The organism is Streptomyces coeruleoprunus (assembly GCF_039542925.1).
Lineage (GTDB): Bacteria > Actinomycetota > Actinomycetes > Streptomycetales > Streptomycetaceae > Streptomyces > Streptomyces coeruleoprunus.
Genome location: NZ_BAABIT010000001.1, coordinates 3,571,868 through 3,589,916, shown reverse-complemented (window position 1 = coordinate 3,589,916; position 18,049 = coordinate 3,571,868). Strand labels below are relative to the sequence as shown.

At 72.0% G+C, this 18,049-nt stretch carries 17 protein-coding genes and 2 tRNA genes; 16 read left to right on the top strand and 3 right to left on the bottom strand.

Going from position 1 to position 18,049, the window contains the following annotated elements; translation table 11 throughout:
• Positions 1-30: 30 nt before the first annotated feature.
• The 6 genes from ABEB09_RS15900 to ABEB09_RS15875 all read left to right on the top strand — a co-directional run bounded on the left by ABEB09_RS15900 (position 31) and on the right by ABEB09_RS15875 (position 5,424).
• Positions 31-819, top strand: coding sequence for a ferritin-like domain-containing protein (locus ABEB09_RS15900; RefSeq protein ID WP_345690576.1), 789 nt, complete (start codon positions 31-33; stop codon positions 817-819).
• Positions 816-1,400 (top strand): PaaI family thioesterase, encoded by a 585-nt coding sequence (locus ABEB09_RS15895; RefSeq protein WP_345690575.1) that lies wholly within the window; start codon positions 816-818, stop codon positions 1,398-1,400. The genes ABEB09_RS15900 and ABEB09_RS15895 overlap by 4 nt, the downstream gene beginning before the upstream one ends.
• Before the next feature lie 8 nt (positions 1,401-1,408).
• Positions 1,409-1,672 (top strand): acyl carrier protein, encoded by a 264-nt coding sequence (locus ABEB09_RS15890; RefSeq protein ID WP_345690574.1) that lies wholly within the window; start codon positions 1,409-1,411, stop codon positions 1,670-1,672.
• The gene (locus ABEB09_RS15885; RefSeq protein WP_345690573.1) at positions 1,669-2,532 is read left to right on the top strand and encodes an SAM-dependent methyltransferase; all 864 of its coding nucleotides are present in this window, start codon (positions 1,669-1,671) and stop codon (positions 2,530-2,532) included. The genes ABEB09_RS15890 and ABEB09_RS15885 overlap by 4 nt, the downstream gene beginning before the upstream one ends.
• Positions 2,533-2,548: 16 nt before the next feature.
• Positions 2,549-3,439, top strand: a complete 891-nt coding sequence (locus ABEB09_RS15880; RefSeq protein ID WP_345690572.1) for an acyl-ACP desaturase — start codon at positions 2,549-2,551, stop codon at positions 3,437-3,439.
• 338 nt (positions 3,440-3,777) lie between these two features.
• Positions 3,778-5,424, top strand: coding sequence for a long-chain fatty acid--CoA ligase (locus ABEB09_RS15875; protein ID WP_345693952.1), 1,647 nt, complete (start codon positions 3,778-3,780; stop codon positions 5,422-5,424).
• Between the two features lie 37 nt (positions 5,425-5,461).
• Here ABEB09_RS15875 and ABEB09_RS15870 read toward each other — a convergent pair whose 3' ends face one another.
• Both ABEB09_RS15870 and ABEB09_RS15865 read right to left on the bottom strand, forming a co-directional pair.
• Complete coding sequence (locus ABEB09_RS15870) at positions 5,462-9,238, bottom strand: PAS domain-containing protein (RefSeq protein WP_345690571.1); 3,777 nt, start codon at positions 9,236-9,238, stop codon at positions 5,462-5,464.
• Positions 9,239-9,398: 160 nt separating this feature from the next.
• On the bottom strand, positions 9,399-9,842 hold the full coding sequence (locus ABEB09_RS15865; RefSeq protein ID WP_345690570.1) for an SSI family serine proteinase inhibitor: 444 nt from the start codon (positions 9,840-9,842) through the stop codon (positions 9,399-9,401).
• 228 nt (positions 9,843-10,070) lie between these two features.
• Here ABEB09_RS15865 and ABEB09_RS15860 point away from each other — a divergent pair.
• The 4 genes from ABEB09_RS15860 to ABEB09_RS15845 all read left to right on the top strand — a co-directional run bounded on the left by ABEB09_RS15860 (position 10,071) and on the right by ABEB09_RS15845 (position 13,709).
• A tRNA-Ser gene (locus ABEB09_RS15860) sits at positions 10,071-10,161 on the top strand.
• Between the two features lie 206 nt (positions 10,162-10,367).
• Positions 10,368-10,440 (top strand) — tRNA-Arg (locus ABEB09_RS15855).
• A gap of 285 nt (positions 10,441-10,725) precedes the next feature.
• Entirely contained in the window at positions 10,726-12,804 is a 2,079-nt protein-coding gene (locus ABEB09_RS15850) for a restriction endonuclease (protein WP_345690569.1), read from the top strand.
• Between the two features lie 83 nt (positions 12,805-12,887).
• Positions 12,888-13,709: a sulfite exporter TauE/SafE family protein gene (locus ABEB09_RS15845; protein WP_345690568.1), complete on the top strand. Its 822-nt coding sequence runs from the start codon at positions 12,888-12,890 to the stop codon at positions 13,707-13,709.
• Positions 13,710-13,738: 29 nt separating this feature from the next.
• Here ABEB09_RS15845 and ABEB09_RS15840 read toward each other — a convergent pair whose 3' ends face one another.
• Positions 13,739-14,179: a hypothetical protein gene (locus ABEB09_RS15840; protein WP_345690567.1), complete on the bottom strand. Its 441-nt coding sequence runs from the start codon at positions 14,177-14,179 to the stop codon at positions 13,739-13,741.
• Between the two features lie 85 nt (positions 14,180-14,264).
• Here ABEB09_RS15840 and ABEB09_RS15835 point away from each other — a divergent pair, with 85 nt between their 5' ends.
• From ABEB09_RS15835 to ABEB09_RS15810, 6 genes are all read left to right on the top strand, one after another.
• On the top strand, positions 14,265-14,705 hold the full coding sequence (locus ABEB09_RS15835) for a protein-tyrosine phosphatase family protein (RefSeq protein ID WP_345690566.1): 441 nt from the start codon (positions 14,265-14,267) through the stop codon (positions 14,703-14,705).
• 5 nt (positions 14,706-14,710) lie between these two features.
• The gene (locus tag ABEB09_RS15830; RefSeq protein ID WP_345690565.1) at positions 14,711-15,094 is read left to right on the top strand and encodes a hypothetical protein; all 384 of its coding nucleotides are present in this window, start codon (positions 14,711-14,713) and stop codon (positions 15,092-15,094) included.
• The gene (locus ABEB09_RS15825; protein ID WP_345690564.1) at positions 15,091-15,951 is read left to right on the top strand and encodes a DUF2797 domain-containing protein; all 861 of its coding nucleotides are present in this window, start codon (positions 15,091-15,093) and stop codon (positions 15,949-15,951) included. The genes ABEB09_RS15830 and ABEB09_RS15825 overlap by 4 nt, the downstream gene beginning before the upstream one ends.
• A gap of 84 nt (positions 15,952-16,035) precedes the next feature.
• On the top strand, positions 16,036-16,371 hold the full coding sequence (locus tag ABEB09_RS15820) for an antibiotic biosynthesis monooxygenase family protein (protein WP_345690563.1): 336 nt from the start codon (positions 16,036-16,038) through the stop codon (positions 16,369-16,371).
• Positions 16,352-17,239, top strand: coding sequence for an amidohydrolase family protein (locus tag ABEB09_RS15815; RefSeq protein ID WP_345690562.1), 888 nt, complete (start codon positions 16,352-16,354; stop codon positions 17,237-17,239). The genes ABEB09_RS15820 and ABEB09_RS15815 overlap by 20 nt, the downstream gene beginning before the upstream one ends.
• A gap of 72 nt (positions 17,240-17,311) precedes the next feature.
• A complete protein-coding gene (locus ABEB09_RS15810) occupies positions 17,312-18,049 on the top strand; it encodes a response regulator transcription factor (protein WP_345690561.1) in 738 nt (245 codons plus the stop codon).

Below are 18,049 nucleotides of genomic sequence, written 5' to 3'. Positions count from 1 at the left end.
GTCCCGTATCCACGCACCCAGGAGCCACCGATGCACGCCTTCGACGTCTTCAGCCACTACGAACGCACCCACTGGCGCCTCACCGACATCGACTTCGACAAGGTCGACCGGTCACTCGTCGAGCCCGAGTACGTGACGCTCGCCAAGAGCGCCGTCATGGGCGAGTGCAACTCGATCGCCGCCACGCACGGCTTCTTCAACGAGTTCGTCGACGACTACGACTTCTCGGCCTTCGCCGCGATCTGGGGCTACCAGGAACTCCAGCACCACTACGCCTTCAAGACCTGGCTGCGCGCCATCGACGAGGACGTCGACGAGCGGCCCGTCGAGGCGATGCGCGAGCCGTACGCGCCGGGCAGCACCCCGTCCGCGACGCTCGCCACGAACATCATCTCCGAGCTGACCGTCAACCACGTCTACCGCGCCGTCGCCGACTGGGTGCGCGAGCCGGTGCTCCAGGACATCCTGCGCCGCGCGAGCCGCGACGAGGCGGGCCACGCGCGGGAGTTCATCCACTACACCAAGGAGCGCCTGGCGCGACGCCCGCAGGAGCTGCCGTCCGTGCTGGAGACGCTGTACGTGTACACGTCCGAGGCGCGGATCAAGCACCCCGTCAGCCTGTTCAAGGACAGCCTCGTCGAGGGCGGCGACCACGAGACCATCGACACCGGCTTCGAGGTGTTCCTGGAGAAGGTCGCCGACGAGGACGAGCTGCAGAAGCTGCACGCCAAGGTGCGCAGCGCGTTCGGCTCCATGACCGGGCTCGACCTGACCACGGGCGCCCGCATCCGGCGCGCCCTCGCCGGTGCCCTGTCGTGACCGCCGCCACGACCGGGCAGCGCCCCGACGGCACGATCGAGGTGCCCTGGGCGTCGCAGCCCGACCACCAGTGCTTCGGCTGCTCCCCGCACAACGCGTCCGGGCTGCGGCTGCGCTTCGAGGAGGACGAGGACGGCGGGTTACGGACCCGGCTCCGCCTCGCCAGGATCCACGAGTCGTACCCGGGGGTCGTCCACGGCGGCATCGTCTCCACGGTGTGCGACGAGATCATGGGCAACCTCGTCGTCCTGCGGTACGGCACGCCCGCGTTCACCACGGCGCTGCGCATCCGCTACCTCAGCCCCCTCGCCGTGGACCGCGACTACGTGTGCGTGGCCCGGCTGCGCGCCGACAAGGGCGGCCCCGAGACCGTGCACGCCGTGGCCGAGGTGCTCGACGCCACGGGCGAGGTCATGGCGACCGCGTCGGCGGGCTACCGCTGCGTCGACATGGACCGGGCGCGCGAGCACATCCGTATGACCGACCCGGACGCCGCCGCGCTCACCGAACGCCTGGCCGCGGAACGCACCACGGACCCGTCCACCGACCTGACGAACACCCTTCACCGAACCGAGAGGTAATTCCCCCCATGCCGGAGAACAGCGAGCAGATCCTCACCACCGTCACCGACATCGTGGCGGCCGAACTCGGCGTCCCCGCCGACTCCCTCACCCCCGAGACGGATCTGCGGGGCCTGGAGGGCGCCGACTCGGTGAAGGTGCTGCGCATGGTCGCCAGGATCGAACAGCGCTACGACATCGAGCTGGAGGACGAGGACGTCTTCACCGTCGCCACCGTCTCCCAGGTCGTCACCGTCGTCGAGAAGGCGCTCGCGGCGGAGGGCGCCCGATGACGACGACCACCACCACGGACCCGGGGGCCATGCCGGTCTCCGACACCAATGTCCACTACGACCTGGAGCCGGAGATCTTCGGGCTCTTCCTCGACCCGCTGCGCAAGTACAGCTCGGGCCTCTACCGCTCCCCCGACGACAGCCTGGAGCAGGCCCAGCTCCAGAAGCTCGCCTTCGTCGCCGACCGGCTCGGCGTGCGCGGCGGCGAGCGGGTGCTGGACGCGGGGTGCGGCTGGGGCTCGGTGATCCTGCACTTCGCCAAGGAGTACGGCTGCCGCACCACCGGGATCAGCCCGGCGGGCGCCCAGCACGCGTACATCGCGCAGCGCGCCGCCGAACTGGGCGTCGCGGACCGGGTGACCAGCGTCGTCGGCCACTTCGAGGAGGTGGAGCTGAAGGACGGCGGCTACGACGCGGTCACCATGCTCGGCTCCATCGTGCACATGCCGGACCTCGTGGGCGTCCTGCGCAAGGCCCGCTCGCTGCTGCGCCGCGGCGGCCGCCTGTACGTGTCCGAGAGCTGCTTCCGCAGCGACGCCGTGCGCGAGGAGTTCGACGCCCGTACGGGAACGCGTTTCGTCCGCGAGTCGATCTTCGGCTACGGGGAGCTGCGCCCGCTGTCCGAACTGGTGCGAGGCGCGGAGACCGCCGGCTTCTCGGTCACGAGCGTCGACGACCTGACTGCCGACTACCACCGCACCATCGAGGACTGGATCGCCAACGTGCACGCCCGCGCGGACCGGATCGACGCCGTACGGCCCGGGATGGCGGAGAAGCTCGTCCGCTACCTGGAGGTCGCCAACGCGGGCTGGGGCTACACCACCAAGCACTACGCGCTGGTCTGCACGAAGGCCCGGTGACGGGGCGATGACCGGCATGACCACCACGGCGACCGATCGGCGGGACCCGGCGCCGCCGCCCGGCACCGCGCTGGGCCCGATGCTCGAACCGCACGAGGTCGAGCAGACCGTCGGCGACTTCATGCGGGCCACGCCGGTGTCCCGGCGCTGGGACGTGGAGTCCATCGACTGGAGCCGGGCCGACGCGGGCCGCCTCACCGAGGGCCAGCGCTCGGCCGTCCGCTTCGTCACCCTCATCGAGGACCACCTGCCCGGCTACTTCGCCCTCTACCACCGGCTGTTCCCGGTGAACGGGGACGTGGACCGGGAGACGTACCTCCACAACCGCGAGCTGTACCACTTCACCGTGCGCTGGGCCGCGGAGGAGGACACCCACGCCAGGGCCCTCGTCCGCTACCAGACCGAGTCGGGCCTCGCCGACCCGGAGGCGCTGCGCGCGGAGACGGCCGCCGAGGGGCAGCGGGAGTTCACGCTCCCGTACGAGCACGCCGTGCAGTACTTCGCGTACACGCTCGTCCAGGAGAAGGCCACGCAGATCTACTACCAGCAGCTGCGCGCGGTGGTGGACGACCCGGTCCTGGACGAGTTGCTGGGCCGGCTCAGCCGGGACGAGGCCCGGCACTTCTCGTTCATGGCGGACACCGTGGAACGCTATCTGCGCCGCCACGGCGACCGGGTCGTCGAGCCCGTACGGGACGTCATCGCCACGTTCCGCATGCCGCTCGCCGACACCATGCGCGGCTACTGGCGCTGGGCCCTGAAGATCGCCGACACGGCCAGCTACGACCACACGGACGCGTACGAACACCTGGTCCGCGTGGTCAACCGCGCCGTCGACACCAAGACGGACCGGATGGACGAGCTGGTCCGTTTCATCACGGCGTGCCGCACGGTGGCCACCGCCTAGGGAGTGTCCGGGGGATCATGCCGACATCGCTGGGCGGTGCCTTTGACTGCTGGTGAGCGGGGTCTGGTGCGTGCGGCTGCAAGGCGGAGGAGGGAGGGATGGCGGAGCCATCGCGACCGACGACAACGCCGCTGGGGGTCCCCCCTGCCCGTCAGGGCTTGGGGGAGGGCGTGCCAGACCCCGCGGCCCAGGCATGATCCGCCGGACACGACCTGGTCCCGTGCCCCGTCCCTGCCCCGGAGCGAGATCGCCGGCTCCGGGGCATGGCGGTGGGTCCGGTTCGTCCCGCAGAATCGGCGGCACACTACTCGTCCGTAGCATTGCCGGAGGCCCCCGTGATGATGAGCACGATGCAGGACGTCCCGCTGCTGGTGTCGCGCATTCTGAGGCACGGCTCCACCGTGCACGCCACGGCGACCGTCACCACCTGGACGGGCGAGGCGGAGCCCCAGCGGCGGACCTTCGCGGAGATCCACACCCGGGCGGCCCGGCTGGCCCACGCCCTGCGCGGCCTCGGCGTCTCCGAGGGCGATGTCACGGGAACGCTGATGTGGAACAACGCCGAACACGTCGAGGCGTACTACGCCGTGCCCTGCATGGGCGCCGTCCTCCACACCCTGAACCTGCGGCTGCCCGCCGAGCAACTCGTGTGGATCATCAACCACGCCGCCGACCGGGTGATCATCGTCAACGGCTCCCTGATCCCCCTCCTCGCTCCGCTCCTGCCGCAGCTGACGAGCGTCGAGCACGTCGTCGTCAGCGGCCCCGGCGACCGCGCGCCCCTCGACGGCGCGAAGGTCCAGGTCCACGAGTACGAGGAGCTGCTCGCCGGGCAGCCGGACACGTACGACTGGCCCGAGCTGGACGAGCGGCGGGCCGCCGCCCTCTGCTACACCTCCGGCACCACCGGCGACCCCAAGGGCGTCGTCTACTCGCACCGTTCCATCTACCTGCACTCGATGCAGATCAACATGGCTCAGTCGATGGGCCTCACCCACGACGACACGACCCTCGTGGTCGTGCCCCAGTTCCACGTGAACGCCTGGGGCTTCCCGCACGCCACCTTCATGACCGGCGTCAGCATGCTGATGCCCGACCGCTTCCTCCAGCCCGGCCCCCTCGCCGACATGATCGAGCGGGAGCGCCCCACGCACGCCGCGGCCGTCCCCACCATCTGGCAGGGCCTCCTCGGCGAACTCCTCGCCCGACCCCGGGACGTCTCCTCGCTCACGCAGGTCACCATCGGCGGCTCCGCCTGCCCGAAGTCCCTGATGGAGGCGTACGACAGGCTGGGCGTCCGCCTCTACCACGCCTGGGGCATGACCGAGACGTCCCCGCTCGGCACGGTGGCCCGCCCGCCGTCCGGCCTCGGTGCGGACGAGGACCTCGGCTACCGCCTCAGCCAGGGCCGCTTCCCCGCCGGCGTCGAGGCCCGCCTCGTCGGCCCCGGCGGCGACCTCCTGCCCTGGGACGGCACCTCCGCCGGCGAGCTGGAGGTGCGCGGCCCGTGGATCGCCGGCGCCTACTACGGCGGCGCGGACGCGGAACCGCTGCGCCCCGAGGACAAGTTCAGCGCCGACGGCTGGCTCAAGACCGGCGACGTCGGCGTGATCAACCCCGACGGCTACCTCACCCTCACCGACCGCGCCAAGGACGTCATCAAGTCCGGCGGCGAGTGGATCTCCTCGGTCGAGCTGGAGAACGCCCTGATGGGCCACCCGGACGTCGTCGAGGCCGCCGTCGTCGCCGTGCCCGACGACCGCTGGGGCGAGCGCCCGCTGGCCACCGTCGTCCTCAAGGAGGGCGCGACCGCGGACCACACGGCGCTGCGGGAGTTCCTCTCCGAGGCGGGCATCGCCAAGTGGCAGCTGCCGGAGCGCTGGGCGATCGTCCCGGCCGTCCCGAAGACGAGCGTGGGGAAGTTCGACAAGAAGGTCATCCGCAGGCAGTACGCGGAGGGGCAGCTGGACGTGACGGAGCTGTAGGCGCGGCAGGGGGCGGGCCGGACCCGCCCCCTCCGCATCAGTTGGTGCCGATCTTCGCCAGCAGGTCCACGATCCGCTGCTGGACCTCGGCGCTCGTGGACCGCTCCGCCAGGAACAGCACGTTCTCACCGGACGCCAGCTTCGGCAGCTCCGCCTCGTCGAGGCCGTTCGACGTGTAGACGACGAGCGGCGTGCGGTTGAGGTGCCCGTTCGCCCGCAGCCAGTCGATGATCCCGGCACGCCGGCGCCGCACCTGCATCAGGTCCATCACGACCAGGTTCGGCCGCAGCTGCGTCGCCATCGCCACCGCGTCGCTGTCCGCCGGGACCCGCAGGACCTGCATCCCGCGCCGCTCCAGGGCCGCCGTCAGCGCGAGCGCGATCTCGTCGTGCTCCTCGATCAGCAGGACCCGCGACGGGTGCTGCTCGCTGTCCCGCGGCGCCAGCGCCTTGAGGAGGACGGCCGGGTCGGCGCCGTACGCCGCCTCCCGCGTCGCCTGCCCGAGACCGGCGGCCAGCAGGACGGGCACCTCGGCCGCCACCGCGGCCTGGCGCAGCGACTGGAGGGCCGTCCGCGTGATGGGCCCGGTCAGCGGGTCCACGAACAGCGCCGCCGGGAACGCGGCGATCTGCGCGTCCACCTCCTCGCGCGAGTGCACGATCACCGGCCGGTAGCCGCGGTCGCTCAGCGCCTGCTGCGTGGCGACGTCGGGCGCGGGCCACACGAGCAGCCGGCGCGGGTTGTCCAGCGGCTCCGGCGGCAGCTCGTCGTCGAGGGGCCGGGGCTGCGGCTCGTTGGTGACCTCCACGGCACCCCCGGGCCCGTCCAGCGGCTCGGGGCCCTCGTCCGCGCCCTCGTCCGGTGCTCCTATCTCGTACGCCCGGCCCTCGGCGGGCGGGGCGAGCCGCTGCTGGTGCGCGTTCGTGGCCTGCGGCGCGGCGGGCGCGGCGGGCGCGGCCGCCGGCTGGGCCTGCGGCTGCGGCCGGTCGCCCTCGGGAGGCGTGGCCAGCTTCCGCCGCCGCCCGGAGCCGGAACCCTGCGCGGGTACGGGCAGGGGCGTCGCCGTCGCCTGCTGGGCGAACGGCACGCCCTGGCCCAGGGTCCGCACGCTGAACGCCCGGCCCTGCGTCGACTGGGTCGCGTCGGCGGCCGTGGGGGCCGCGGGCATCGGGATCGGGTGCGGCTGCGGCGGCGTGTGATCGGCATCCGGCTCGGCACGCACGGCATCGTGCCGCCCGTCGTCACCCGCGAGCGCGGCGGCGGGCGTGGCGCCGGGGGCGGCCGTGGGAGCGGCGCCGGCAGGGCGAACCGTAGCCGCAGGGGCCACGGGAACCGCCGCGGCCCCGGGTGCCTGCAGGGCGACTCCACCGGCAGGAGTCCCGGCCGGAGCGGCGGCCGCAGCGGGCGCCGGAGCCGGAACGTGGGCCGTACCGGCGGCCGGAACCGGACCCGTACCGGTAGCCGGAACCGGCCCGCCGGCCGGGGTTGCGGCCGGATTCGCCGGGGCGGCCGCAGCCTGAGCCACAGTGGCCTGCGGCTGCTGTCGGTCCGCCTCCGCGGGCGGCAGCGCGAACGCCGCGCGCGGGCCACCCTCCGCAGGCGCCGTCCGCTCCTGCGTGCTCGCCAGCGCACGCCGTGCCCGCCGCCCGGTCGGCGGCACGGGCTCCTGCCCGGCGCCCGCACCCACGGCGGCGGTCCCGGTGGCCGGTACGGGCACGGGCCCGGCGGGCAGCGCGGGGATTCCGCCCTCCTGCCCGGCGCCGCGCCGGGCCCGCCGTCCACTGCCCGCCGGCGGCACGGGCATGCCCTCGCCCTCGGGGGCGACGCCCTGCGGCGGCACGGTGTCGCCGAGCGCCGCGGGCCGTGCCTGGGCGGACTCGGCGGCGGTCATGACCGCACCCTCGGCGGGGCTGGGCCGGCCACGGCGCCGCCCGGTCGGCTCGGGGCCGCCGGACTCCTGCGCGGGGATGAGCCGTTCACCGGTCTCGTCGTCGGGGGCGGCGGCCAGCGCCCGGGCCCGGCGGCGGCCGGTCGGCTCGGCCGCGACGGGGTCCTCCGCCCGTACGGGACTGTCCAGGAACGCGTCGGTCGAGGAGCGCCGCGCCCTGCGCCGGCCCCCGCCGGTCGTGTCGCCGGACTGCTGCGCGGGCACCGCCACGGCCACCGCCCGGGAACCGCCCTCGGGTGTGGCGGGAACGGCCACCGTCCCGGCGCCCTCGCCGAGCGGCACCTCCAGCACATAGGCGGTGCCGCTCATGCCGGGCACCTCATGGGTCTGGAGCACCCCGCCGTGCGCCCGGACGATGCCGCGCACGATGGGCTCGTGCACCGGGTCGCCCCCGGCGTACGGGCCGCGCACCTCGATGCGTGCGACATCGCCGCGCTGGGCGGCGGCGACCACGATCGTCGAGTCGACGTACCCCCCGTCGGCCACGACGCGGGACTTGCCGGTCGAGTCGACCCCGGCGACGTCGGCGACGAGATGGGCGAGGGCGGTCGCCAGCCGGGCGCCGTCCACCTCGGCCTCTATGGGCGGAGCGTGCACCGCGAACTGCACCCGCCCCGGACCGATCAGCTCCACCGCGCCCTCGACACCCGCCGCGACGACGCCGTCGAGCAGCACCGGCTCCTTGCGCAGCGACTCGTCGCCGACGTCGAGGCGCTGGTAGCCCAGCACGTTGTCGACGAGCGTGGTCATCCGGGCGTACCCGGCGGCCAGGTGGTGCAGGATCTGGTTCGCCTCGGGCCACAGCTGCCCGGCCGGGTCGGCGGCCAGCACGCCCAGCTCGTGGCGCAGCTCCTCCAGGGGCCCGCGCAGCGCGTCGCCGAGCACGGCGGTCAGCTGCGCGTGCCGCGCGGCCAGCGCCTCGTACCGCTCGGCGCTCTCCTCGAGCAGCCCCTCGTACCGCTCCTCCCCCTCGGCGAGCCGCTTCTCCAGGCCGGCCTTCTCCTCCGCGTGGCCCTTCTTCAGCTCTGCCAGTTCGGCGGCGTGCTCCTCGGTGAGCTGCTCCAGGGGACGCCGGTCGGTGAAGGTCATGACGGCGCCGACGAGCTGGTCCCCGTCGCGCACCGGGGCGGTGGTGAGGTCGACGGGCACGGCGGACCCGTCCTTGGCCCAGACGACCTGCCCGCGCACGCGGTGCTTGCGCCCGGACCGCAACGTGTCGGCCAGGGGCGAGTCGTCGTACGGGAAGGCATCCCCGTCCGCCCGCGAGTGCAGCATCAGCTGGTGCAGCTCCTTGCCGCCCAGGTCGCTGGCGCGCCAGCCCAGTATCTGGGCGGCCGCGGGGTTCACCAGGACGATGCGCCCGTCCGTGTCCGTGCCGACGACGCCCTCGGACGCGGCGCGCAGGATCATCTCGGTCTGGCGCTGGGAGCGGGCCAGCTCGGCCTCGGTGTCGAGGGTCCCGGACAGGTCGCGCACGACGAGCATGAGCAGCTCGTCGCCGCTGTAGCCGCCGCCGTACGAGTCGTAGGCCTCCCGCCCGTCCTCGAGACTGGCGCTGGTGACCTCGACGGGGAACTCGCTCCCATCGGTCCTGCGCGCGATCATGCGGGCGGGTTTGGTGCGCCCGCGCGCGTCGGCGGCCTCGGGGCGGCGCATGGACCCGGGGATGAGCCGGGAGTCGAAGGCGGGCAGCAGATCGAGGAGCCCCCGCCCGACGAGCGCCGTACCGGGGGTCTCGAACATTTCGAGGGCGATGGTGTTGGCGTTGACGACCGTGCCGTTGGTGTTGACGAGGACGAGCCCGTCCGGCAGGGCGTCGAGTATGGCTGCGAGGCGAGCAGCGCCTCGGGATGGCCTGCTGCTCACGACGACGCTTCCTCCCACTGACCTACTGCCGCTTACGGGAGGGAGTCTAAGGGCTGGGGGTGCGCGCGCGACGGGGGATGAGGGGGAGCCTTGAGCAAGGTTGTGTGCGCAAGGCGTACGCCCCGGCACGTACCACCAGGTGAGCGCGCCGTCCCGTCGGCTACGACCGGGCCATGGGCAGAACGGGCTGCAGATTCTCCCATCGGGCGATCTCGCAGCCGTTCGCCCGGCTGAAGTACGCGTCGACGGGCCGGCCGTGCCAGACGCCCTCGATGTGGGCGGTGGCGGGGCCGCCGTGCTGCTGGGTGCACATCCGCCCCTGCGGGACGGGCGCGAACGGGTCCCGGCCGCCCTTGGACAGCTCCTCCAGCCGGTGGCAGGCGCGCTTGGCCCGGGGGTGTGTGCCGGCGGCCCGGTCGTCTCCGCACTCGAGTCTGAACGTTCCGTCGGCGACGCGGTTGCCCGAGTCCTTCACGGTGACGGTCAGCGAGTCGGACGCCCCCAGCAGGGGCAGCGGCGGCAGCGGCGCCGCGACGGCGGTGGGCACGCCCACCCCGAGCGCGACGGCGGAGGCGGAGGCGGTGAGGACGAGACGGCGCAGCATGCGTTCTCCTGGGGGCTCGGAAACCGTGCGGGACGCCGGCGACCTCTCGGCCCCCCACCGGGGCGCCCGGCTTCCTCACCCCTCTAACGCTGCACCGCCCGCGGCGTTGCGCAACCGGAAGCCTTTGCCCTGCGCCCCACGCTCCTAGTACCGTGGACAGCGATTGGTGGCACGCCCCTGGGCTGTGTCATCATCTGCACGCACCACTCGCGCTCGCGCGGGTGTGCTGGAGGCGTCGCCTAGTCCGGTCTATGGCGCCGCACTGCTAATGCGGTTTGGGTCTTAAAGCCCATCGAGGGTTCAAATCCCTCCGCCTCCGCAGCACCACCCGAAGCCCCGGCCCCCAAGGCCGGGGCTTCGTCCGTTCCGGACCCCCGCACCCCCTCTGAAGTGCGATTTGTCCAGATTCGTCACCCTTTGGTGAATGGATTTCGCATGACGGCGCAGGTCATGTAATGTTGTTCCCGCAACGCCGACCGGGCCGAAAAGCCCGGGAGGAAAGTCAGCGAGTAAGATCACTGACAAGCACTCGTAGCTTAACGGATAGAGCATCTGACTACGGATCAGAAGGTTGCAGGTTCGAATCCTGCCGAGTGCACACAGTCGAGAGGCCCCCGGAGATCATCCGGGGGCCTCTCGCGTTTCGGTCGTTCGGTCGCCGGGTCACCACTCGGCCCGCCGACGGACACCGCTGTCGTGCGGCGGCATCGGTCTGGTCCCCGCTCCGTGCCCCTTGCCCCCGGCCGGAGTGCCCGGACGCTTCTCCCGCAAGTGGATGGGCGAGCTGTTGATTGCCCACTAGAGTCGTTTCGTTACTACTGGTTATGGGGTCAGGGGTTTGGCGGACGGGCGCCGAGCCTCTGGTGGGGAGGGCCTGTAGAGCATGAGTCGTCGCTCCAATGGGTTGATCGGTGTCTGGGCCGAGGCGCAACGCCAGCAGCAGCGCCAGTTGGAGGCGCAAGCCAGGTATCAGCGGGAGCAGGAGCGGCAGCACCGCGCCCGTCAGCGGGAGCTGGCACGCAGCCACCGGGAACAGCAGGCGGCGTACCGGCAGCAGCGGGAGGCGGATGCCCGGCGGCGTACCGAGGAACTGGACGCACGGGTCCAGGCCTTGCAGGGCTTGTTGGTCGCCGGGTGCCTCGCGCCGGCCTTCACCCCCGATGCCCTCACCCGGCCCGAGCGGATCGAACCCTTCTCTCCGGGGCAGCTCATGCATCCCATCCGCATGCCGGATCCGAGCCAGTATCAGCCGCAGAGTGGCTGGACGCCCGGTCGGCGAGCCCAGGCGCAGGCCGAGGCGCGGGCCCGGTTCGAGCGGGACTGGCGGGCCGCACAGGCGGCCGAGGACCAGCGTCTGCAACAGCTCGCGGCCTACCGGCATCAGTACGATCAGTGGGCCGCCGCCCAGCTGCAGGAGATCCGCCGGCACAACGCCGGCATCGCCGACATGGCGGCGGCGCTGCGCAACGCCGACCCCGACGCGGCGGTCGAGTACTTCTCCGCGGCTCTGTACGCGTCCACCGCATGGCCCGAGGGCATGCCGCGCCAGGTGTCCGCCGCGTACGACTCGGGCGGACGGCAGCTGGTGCTGAACTGGGAGCTCCCGAGGTACGACGTCATCCCGGAGACGAAGTCCGTGCGGTACATGCCCGGTGCGGACCAGGACAAGGAGACCGCCCGTCCGGTGACCCAGCGTCGGGCGCTGTACCGCGACGTTCTCGCGCAGTGCGTCCTGCTGGTGCTGCATGACCTTTTCGCGGCGGATCGGTTCGGGGCACTGGACTCGGTCGCCCTGAACGGGTTCGTGGACGATCACGACCCGGCGACGGGCAGGCAGGCGCGGATCTTCCTGGCCACGGTCATGGTGTCGCGTTCGACCTTCGCCGATCTGCACCTGGAGCAGGTCAACGCCGTCGACTGCCTGGTGGACGGACTGCGTGGCCAGCTGTCGTCGCGCCCTGATCAGCGCGCCACGGTACGGCCCGAACGGGCACCCGAGGACGTCGGCAACGGCGTGGTCACCCATGGGGCGGGCGAGGAGCCCGATCTGTACGAGATGGATCCCCTCGCCTTCGAGTCGCTGGTCGCGGATCTCTTCCGTGCCATGGGCATGCAGGCCGTGACGACGCAGCGCTCGAACGACGGCGGTGTGGACGTCCAGGCGCTCGATCCGACACCGATCCGTGGCGGCACGATCGTCGTGCAGGTCAAGCGCTACCGCAACACCGTGCCGCCGACGGCCGTCCGTGACCTGTACGGCACGGTCCAGGACGCCGGCGCCAACAAGGGCGTACTGGTGACGACGTCCGGATTCGGTCCCGGGTCCCACAGGTTCGCCAACGGCAAGCCTCTTGAGCTGGTGTCGGGAACCGAATTGGTCGACCTGCTGCACCGGCACGGACTGCGGGGACGGCTGGGCGGTGGCGGGCCCGCGGTGCCCGCCCAGCGGACGGCACCGGATGCCGGGGCGGCGACGGACGACCACAACATCCTGGGCATGTACTGGTCCGGGAACGTCGCCTTGGACGTGTGCGCGCTCGTGTGCCGGGGCAACCGGGTCCTGGACGACGACCACTTCGTCTTCTTCAACAATCCCCGGACGCCGGACGGCGCGGTCCGCGCGCTCGCCACCCCCGCACCGGACAGGGCCGCTGTCCAGGTCTCCTTCGAGGCGCTGCCCGAGAGGGCCGACCGGCTCGTCATCGTGGCCGCGGTCGACCCTGAGGCCAACCCCGCGGCCGACCTGTCCGGGTTCACCGCGGCCGGCATCCGGCTGCTGGACGCCGCGGGGGCGGAACTGGACCGGTTGGAGGTCTCGGACGGACGCCCGAACGAGACCGCCCTGGTGCTCGGCTCCTTCCGCCGACGCCCCAACGGCGACTGGGACTTCGTCACCGGAGGAAAGGGATACGAAGGCGGTCTCGAGGAACTGGTCCGGGATTACGGCATCGACGTGGCCTGACGCTCTCCCGCCGGTCGGGACGCGGCGCAGGACAGGGGCCGCGCCGTAGCGCGCGGGAGCCGCCGGCGGTGAGGATGCCTACCATGACCACCGACAAGGACCTCGCGCCCATACGTTCGACGCATGCGACGCCGTTGGTGTTCGGTGCCGGAGCAGCCGTCGGCGTTCTCGGCGGGATGATCGGTTTGGGCGGCGCGGAATTCCGACTGCCCCTGCTGATCGGCCTGTTCGGGTTCGCCGCGCTCTCGGCGGTCATCCTGAACAAGGCGATGAGCCTGGTCGTGGTCCTGGTCGCGCTGCCCGCCCGCCTGGCCGCGGTGCCGGCCGCCGATGTGGCCGCGCACTGGCCTGTAGCGGTCAACCTGCTGGCCGGGAGCCTGCTGGGGGCCTGGGCCGGGGCGACGTGGGCGGTACGGATGCGCAGCTCCACGCTGTACAAGGTGCTCGCGGCGCTGATGGTGCTCATGGCGGCAGCCCTGATGGCCACCCACAGCGCCACCCTGGGGACGCTCGCGCTGCCGCTGTGGGCGCAGGTACCCGTCGGGGTACTGGCCGGCTTCGGCATCGGTGTGGTCGCCGCCATCATGGGCGTGGCCGGCGGCGAGCTGCTGATTCCGACGATCGTGCTGCTGTTCGCGGTGGACATCAAGACGGCGGGAAGCCTGTCGCTGCTGGTCTCGCTGCCCACCATGCTCGTCGCCTTCGCCCGCTACAGCCGTGACGGCAGCTTCGCGGTGCTGGGCGCCCACCTCCGCTTCACCCTGGTCATGATCGGAGGCTCGATCGCCGGGGCGGCGCTGGGCGGGCTGCTCCTGGGCGTGTTCTCGGATCTGGTGCTCATCCCGGCGCTGGCCCTGATCCTGCTGATCTCCGCGGCCAAGCTCGTCCGGCACGAGCGAGTGTGACGGGCCCGTCGGGGCCGCCGGCTCGCGGATCACTGCCGGGTCAGGACGCAGAGGGGGTGGCCCGAGTCCGGGTCGCCCACGTACGTCCAGAGTTTCAAGGTCTTGCCGTCCTGCAGGACCTCGTAGAGGGACTCCGCGCCGGACTTGAACGTGATTCTGACCTGGGTGTCGCCCTTCCATCGGCTGCCCTCCCATGTGCCTGATCCCGACTTGGGGTCGTTCTCCGGGCCGTGGGCCGCGATGTCGTAGTCGCCGCAGAGGTGGTCGGCGGTGAAGGTTCCGTCGGGGTGGAGTTCGAGCTTGCCCTCGCCGTCCGTCCAGGTGGTCGCCGTCCGGGACCGGGACAGTTCTGTTGGCTCGCCGTCCGGGACCGGGGGTCCGATCAGGCGGCCGCAGGCCGTCAAGGCCAGGGCCGCGGTGGCGAGGGCCAGTGCTGCCCGGGCGGGGTGCGGTGGGCGGGGCCTCGGCACTCTTGGCGCTCCTTGAGTGGGTGGGTAGTGTGAGCCTGAGTGATTTGAATCTATGGTGTGAACCTTGTCAACAGCTGGAGGGTGTGTGGGGGAGACCTGGGGGCCTGGAGATCGCGGGGTTCTGCGGTTGCCCTCCGGGCGGCTCGTGCGGGGGCGGGGCCTGCGGCGGGGGCTGCCGGGAGGGGTTCTGCCGGACTTCGGGGTGTATTTGCTGGGGGCGGCTCCGCCCGTTGTGGAGTGGGAGTCGCGGTGGGTGCGGTGGCCGGACTTCTGGGTGCCACGGCGGCATGAGGAGGCGATCCAAGCCCTGCGGGAGGCTTGGGAGCGGGCCGGCCGGGAGCGGGTGGAGGTCGCCTGCGGTGGGGGGATCGGGCGGACCGGGACCGCGCTCGCCTGTCTCGCCGTCATCGACGGGGTGCCTGCCCGGCGGGCCGTCGCGTACGTGCGGGCCCACTACCATCCGCGGGCCGTCGAGACGCCCTGGCAGAGGCGCTACGTGCGGCGCTTCGGTGACGTGGCACAGTGACGCGCATGATGGTGCCTGCTGAGAATCGGCGGTTCGTTCTCGGGCCGCTGCCTGTGTTGTTGCTCGGGTCCGCTCCTGTGCACGAGCACCTGCCCGTGCTCCACGCGCCCGAGGGGCGTGTGCCCGCGGTTGACGGGTGGTCCGTCGTCGCCAAGGCGACCCTGTGCGTCGTCGACGGGCCCGGGGACCTCGGGTGCGTGATGCCCGGCGGCCTCTCGCCGGAGGAGTTCGAGCACGTCGTGCAGTGGTGCGAGGCCGCTGAAGGTGTGGGTGGGGCCGTCGTGATGTCCCTTGATGCGCTGCCGGGGGACGGGGAAGAGATCGATTGGGGCTTCCTGCTCGACGGCGGGGCCCGTGGGGGCTTCATGCCCCTTCTCACCGCGCCATGAGTCCCTGGCGGTGTGCCGGTTTGAGGTGGCGTGGGGAGGGCGCCTCTCTGCTCTGGGCCGGGGGGCGGGCCAGTTCCCTTGTTCCTGGGCAGGCCGTTGCCTTTCGGGCTGTCGGGGAGCGGCTGTGCGGCGGTGCTCGTGGCAATCCCTGTCCCCTGGCCGCCGTGGTCGCCGCGCGCAGCACCAGTGGCGTCTGCGAGGAGTGTGCTCGGCTTGATCGGGTGCATTCCGTCGCCGCTGATACCGCCCTTGACGATCCTCGCGTCTTCCGGGTGTACCTGGCCTGGTTCGGGCGCGGCCTCGTCAAGGTGGGGATCACCGCGGAGGAGCGGGGTGATGCCCGGTTGCTGGAGCAGGGCGCTGTGGCCTTCACCTGGCTCGGGCGCGGGGCGCTGATGGCCGCCCGGCGGGCCGAAGCCGTGCTCGGTGCCGGCCTCGGGCTGCCCGACCGGGTCCCGTACGCCGCCAAGCGGCTCGCCCGGGTCGGGTTGCCCGGTCCCGACGTACGGGCTCGTGAGGTGCATCGGCTCTACGACGACGCGCTCGGCGTATCCGGGTGGCAGGACACGCTGGAGCGGCTTCCGCTCGACGTGCAGGACCACGTCGGTGCCTTTGGGCTCGCCGGTCTCGAACGGGTCGACGGGGTGGTGGCGGGGCTCGTCGACGGGGGGTGCTTGCGAGGGGTCCTCGATGCCGTCGCCGGGCCCGATCTCCATCTGCGTCCGGCCGACGGGCGGTTCGTCGTCCTCGACGCGCGGCTGATGCGAGGGTGGGAGCTGTCGGGTGAGGGGGTCGGTGCCGACCTCTCCCTGCCTGTCGTCCCCGTTCCGCCCGGTGTTCAGGGCGGGCTCTTCTGACCTGCGGTCCTGTCGGTAAAGAGTTCGATCCCTTTGCGGGTCTTCCCTTGTCGGGACTCCCCCGTCCGCACCAGGGTGATCCTCATGAGCCATCACCTCGTCGGCGGTCTCGAACCGCCCTACTACACCGTCGTGTTCACCTCCGTGCAGACCCAGGAGCTCGAAGGGTACGGCGAGGTCGCCGTGCGCATGGGGCAGCTGGTCAAGGACGTTCCCGGGTTCCTCGGGCTCGACTCCGCCCGTACGCCCGGCGGCGTCGGGATCACCGTCGCGTACTTCCGCGACGAGGAGGCCATTGCCGCCTGGCGCCGCAATCTGGAGCACCAGGAGGCCCAGCGGCGCGGGCGCGAGCAGTGGTACCAGCGCTACAGCGTCCATGTGGGGAGGGTCGAGCGGAGCTATGGGTTCGAACGAGGCTGAGGCGGTCCGGGAGTTCGGCGGGCGACTCGGCATTCCAGGACTCTTCGATGTGCACACGCACTTCATGCCCGAGCGCGTCCTCCGCAAGGTCTGGGCCTACTTCGACGCCGTCGGGCCCCTCACCGGGCTCGAATGGCCCATCACGTACCGCGAGGAGGAGGACCGGCGCGTCGAACTGCTGAGGGAGTTCGGCGTCGTACGGTTCACCTCGATGATCTACCCGCACAAGCCCGGCATGGCCGCCTGGCTCAATGAGTGGGCCGAAGGGTTCAGCAGGCGGGTGCCGGAGTGTCTGCGGACCGGGACCCTCTACCCCGAGCCCGGCGTGGAGGGCTATGTCCGGGACGCTCTCCACGGTGGTGTCCGCGTTTTCAAGGTCCACCTCCAAGTGGGGGACTTCGACCCCTGCGATCCGTCGCTCGACACGGCGTGGGGACTCATCGAGGACGCCCGCGTGCCCGTCGTCATCCACTGCGGATCCGGGCCGGCGCCCGGTGCGTACACCGGGCCCGGGCCCGTCGGTCGGCTGCTCGCGCGGCATCCGCGGCTGCGGCTGATCGTCGCCCACATGGGGATGCCCGAGTACGGCGAATTCCTCGATCTGGTCGAGCGGTACGACGAGGTGCGGCTCGACACGACCATGGCGTTCACCGACTTCAGCGAACGGTTCGCCCCCTTTCCCGACGGGGAGCGCAAGCGGCTGCTGGACCTCGGTGACCGGGTGCTGCTCGGCAGCGACTTCCCGAACATCCCGTACGGGTACCTCCACCAGCTCCACGCCCTGGAACGGCTGGGGCTGGGGGAGGAGTGGTTGCGGCTCGTCTGTTACGAGAACGGGGCGCGGCTCTTCGGGGCACCACCCGCTTGAGGCACGGGTTTTCTCAGGGAATTCACAGGAAGCCGAAAGGGTGCTCTCACGGGGTTCCCCGACCTTGGTCCCATGACCACCACCACGTCCCAGTCGCGCACCGCCCTGCTCCGGCCCGACGGCAGCCCCGTCCGGGTGCTCGTCGTGGACGACGAGGCCTCGCTCGCCGAGCTGCTGTCCCTGGCCCTGCGCTACGAAGGGTGGGAGGTGCGCAGCGCCGGCGACGGGGCCGGCGCGGTGCGCTCGGCGCGCGAGTTCCGGCCCGACGCCGTCGTCCTCGACGTGATGCTGCCCGACATGGACGGCCTGAGCGTCCTCCAGCGGCTGCGGCGGGAGTTCAGTGACGTTCCCGTGCTCTTCCTCACCGCCAAGGACTCCGTCGAGGACCGCATCGCCGGGCTCACGGCGGGCGGCGACGACTACGTCACCAAGCCGTTCAGCCTGGAGGAGGTCGTCGCCCGGCTGCGCGGCCTGATCCGGCGCTCCGGCGCGGGCGCGGTGCGCAGCGAGTCCCTGCTCGTGGTGGGGGACCTGACGCTCGACGAGGACAGCCACGAGGTGACCCGGGGCGGCGACGGCATCCATCTCACCGCCACCGAGTTCGAGCTGCTGCGGTTCCTCATGCGCAACCCGCGCCGGGTGCTGAGCAAGGCGCAGATCCTCGACCGGGTCTGGTCGTACGACTTCGGCGGCCAGGCCAACGTCGTCGAGCTGTACATCTCGTACCTGCGGCGCAAGATCGACGCCGGGCGCTCCCCGATGATCCACACCCGGCGCGGAGCCGGGTACCTGATCAAGCCCGGCGAGTGA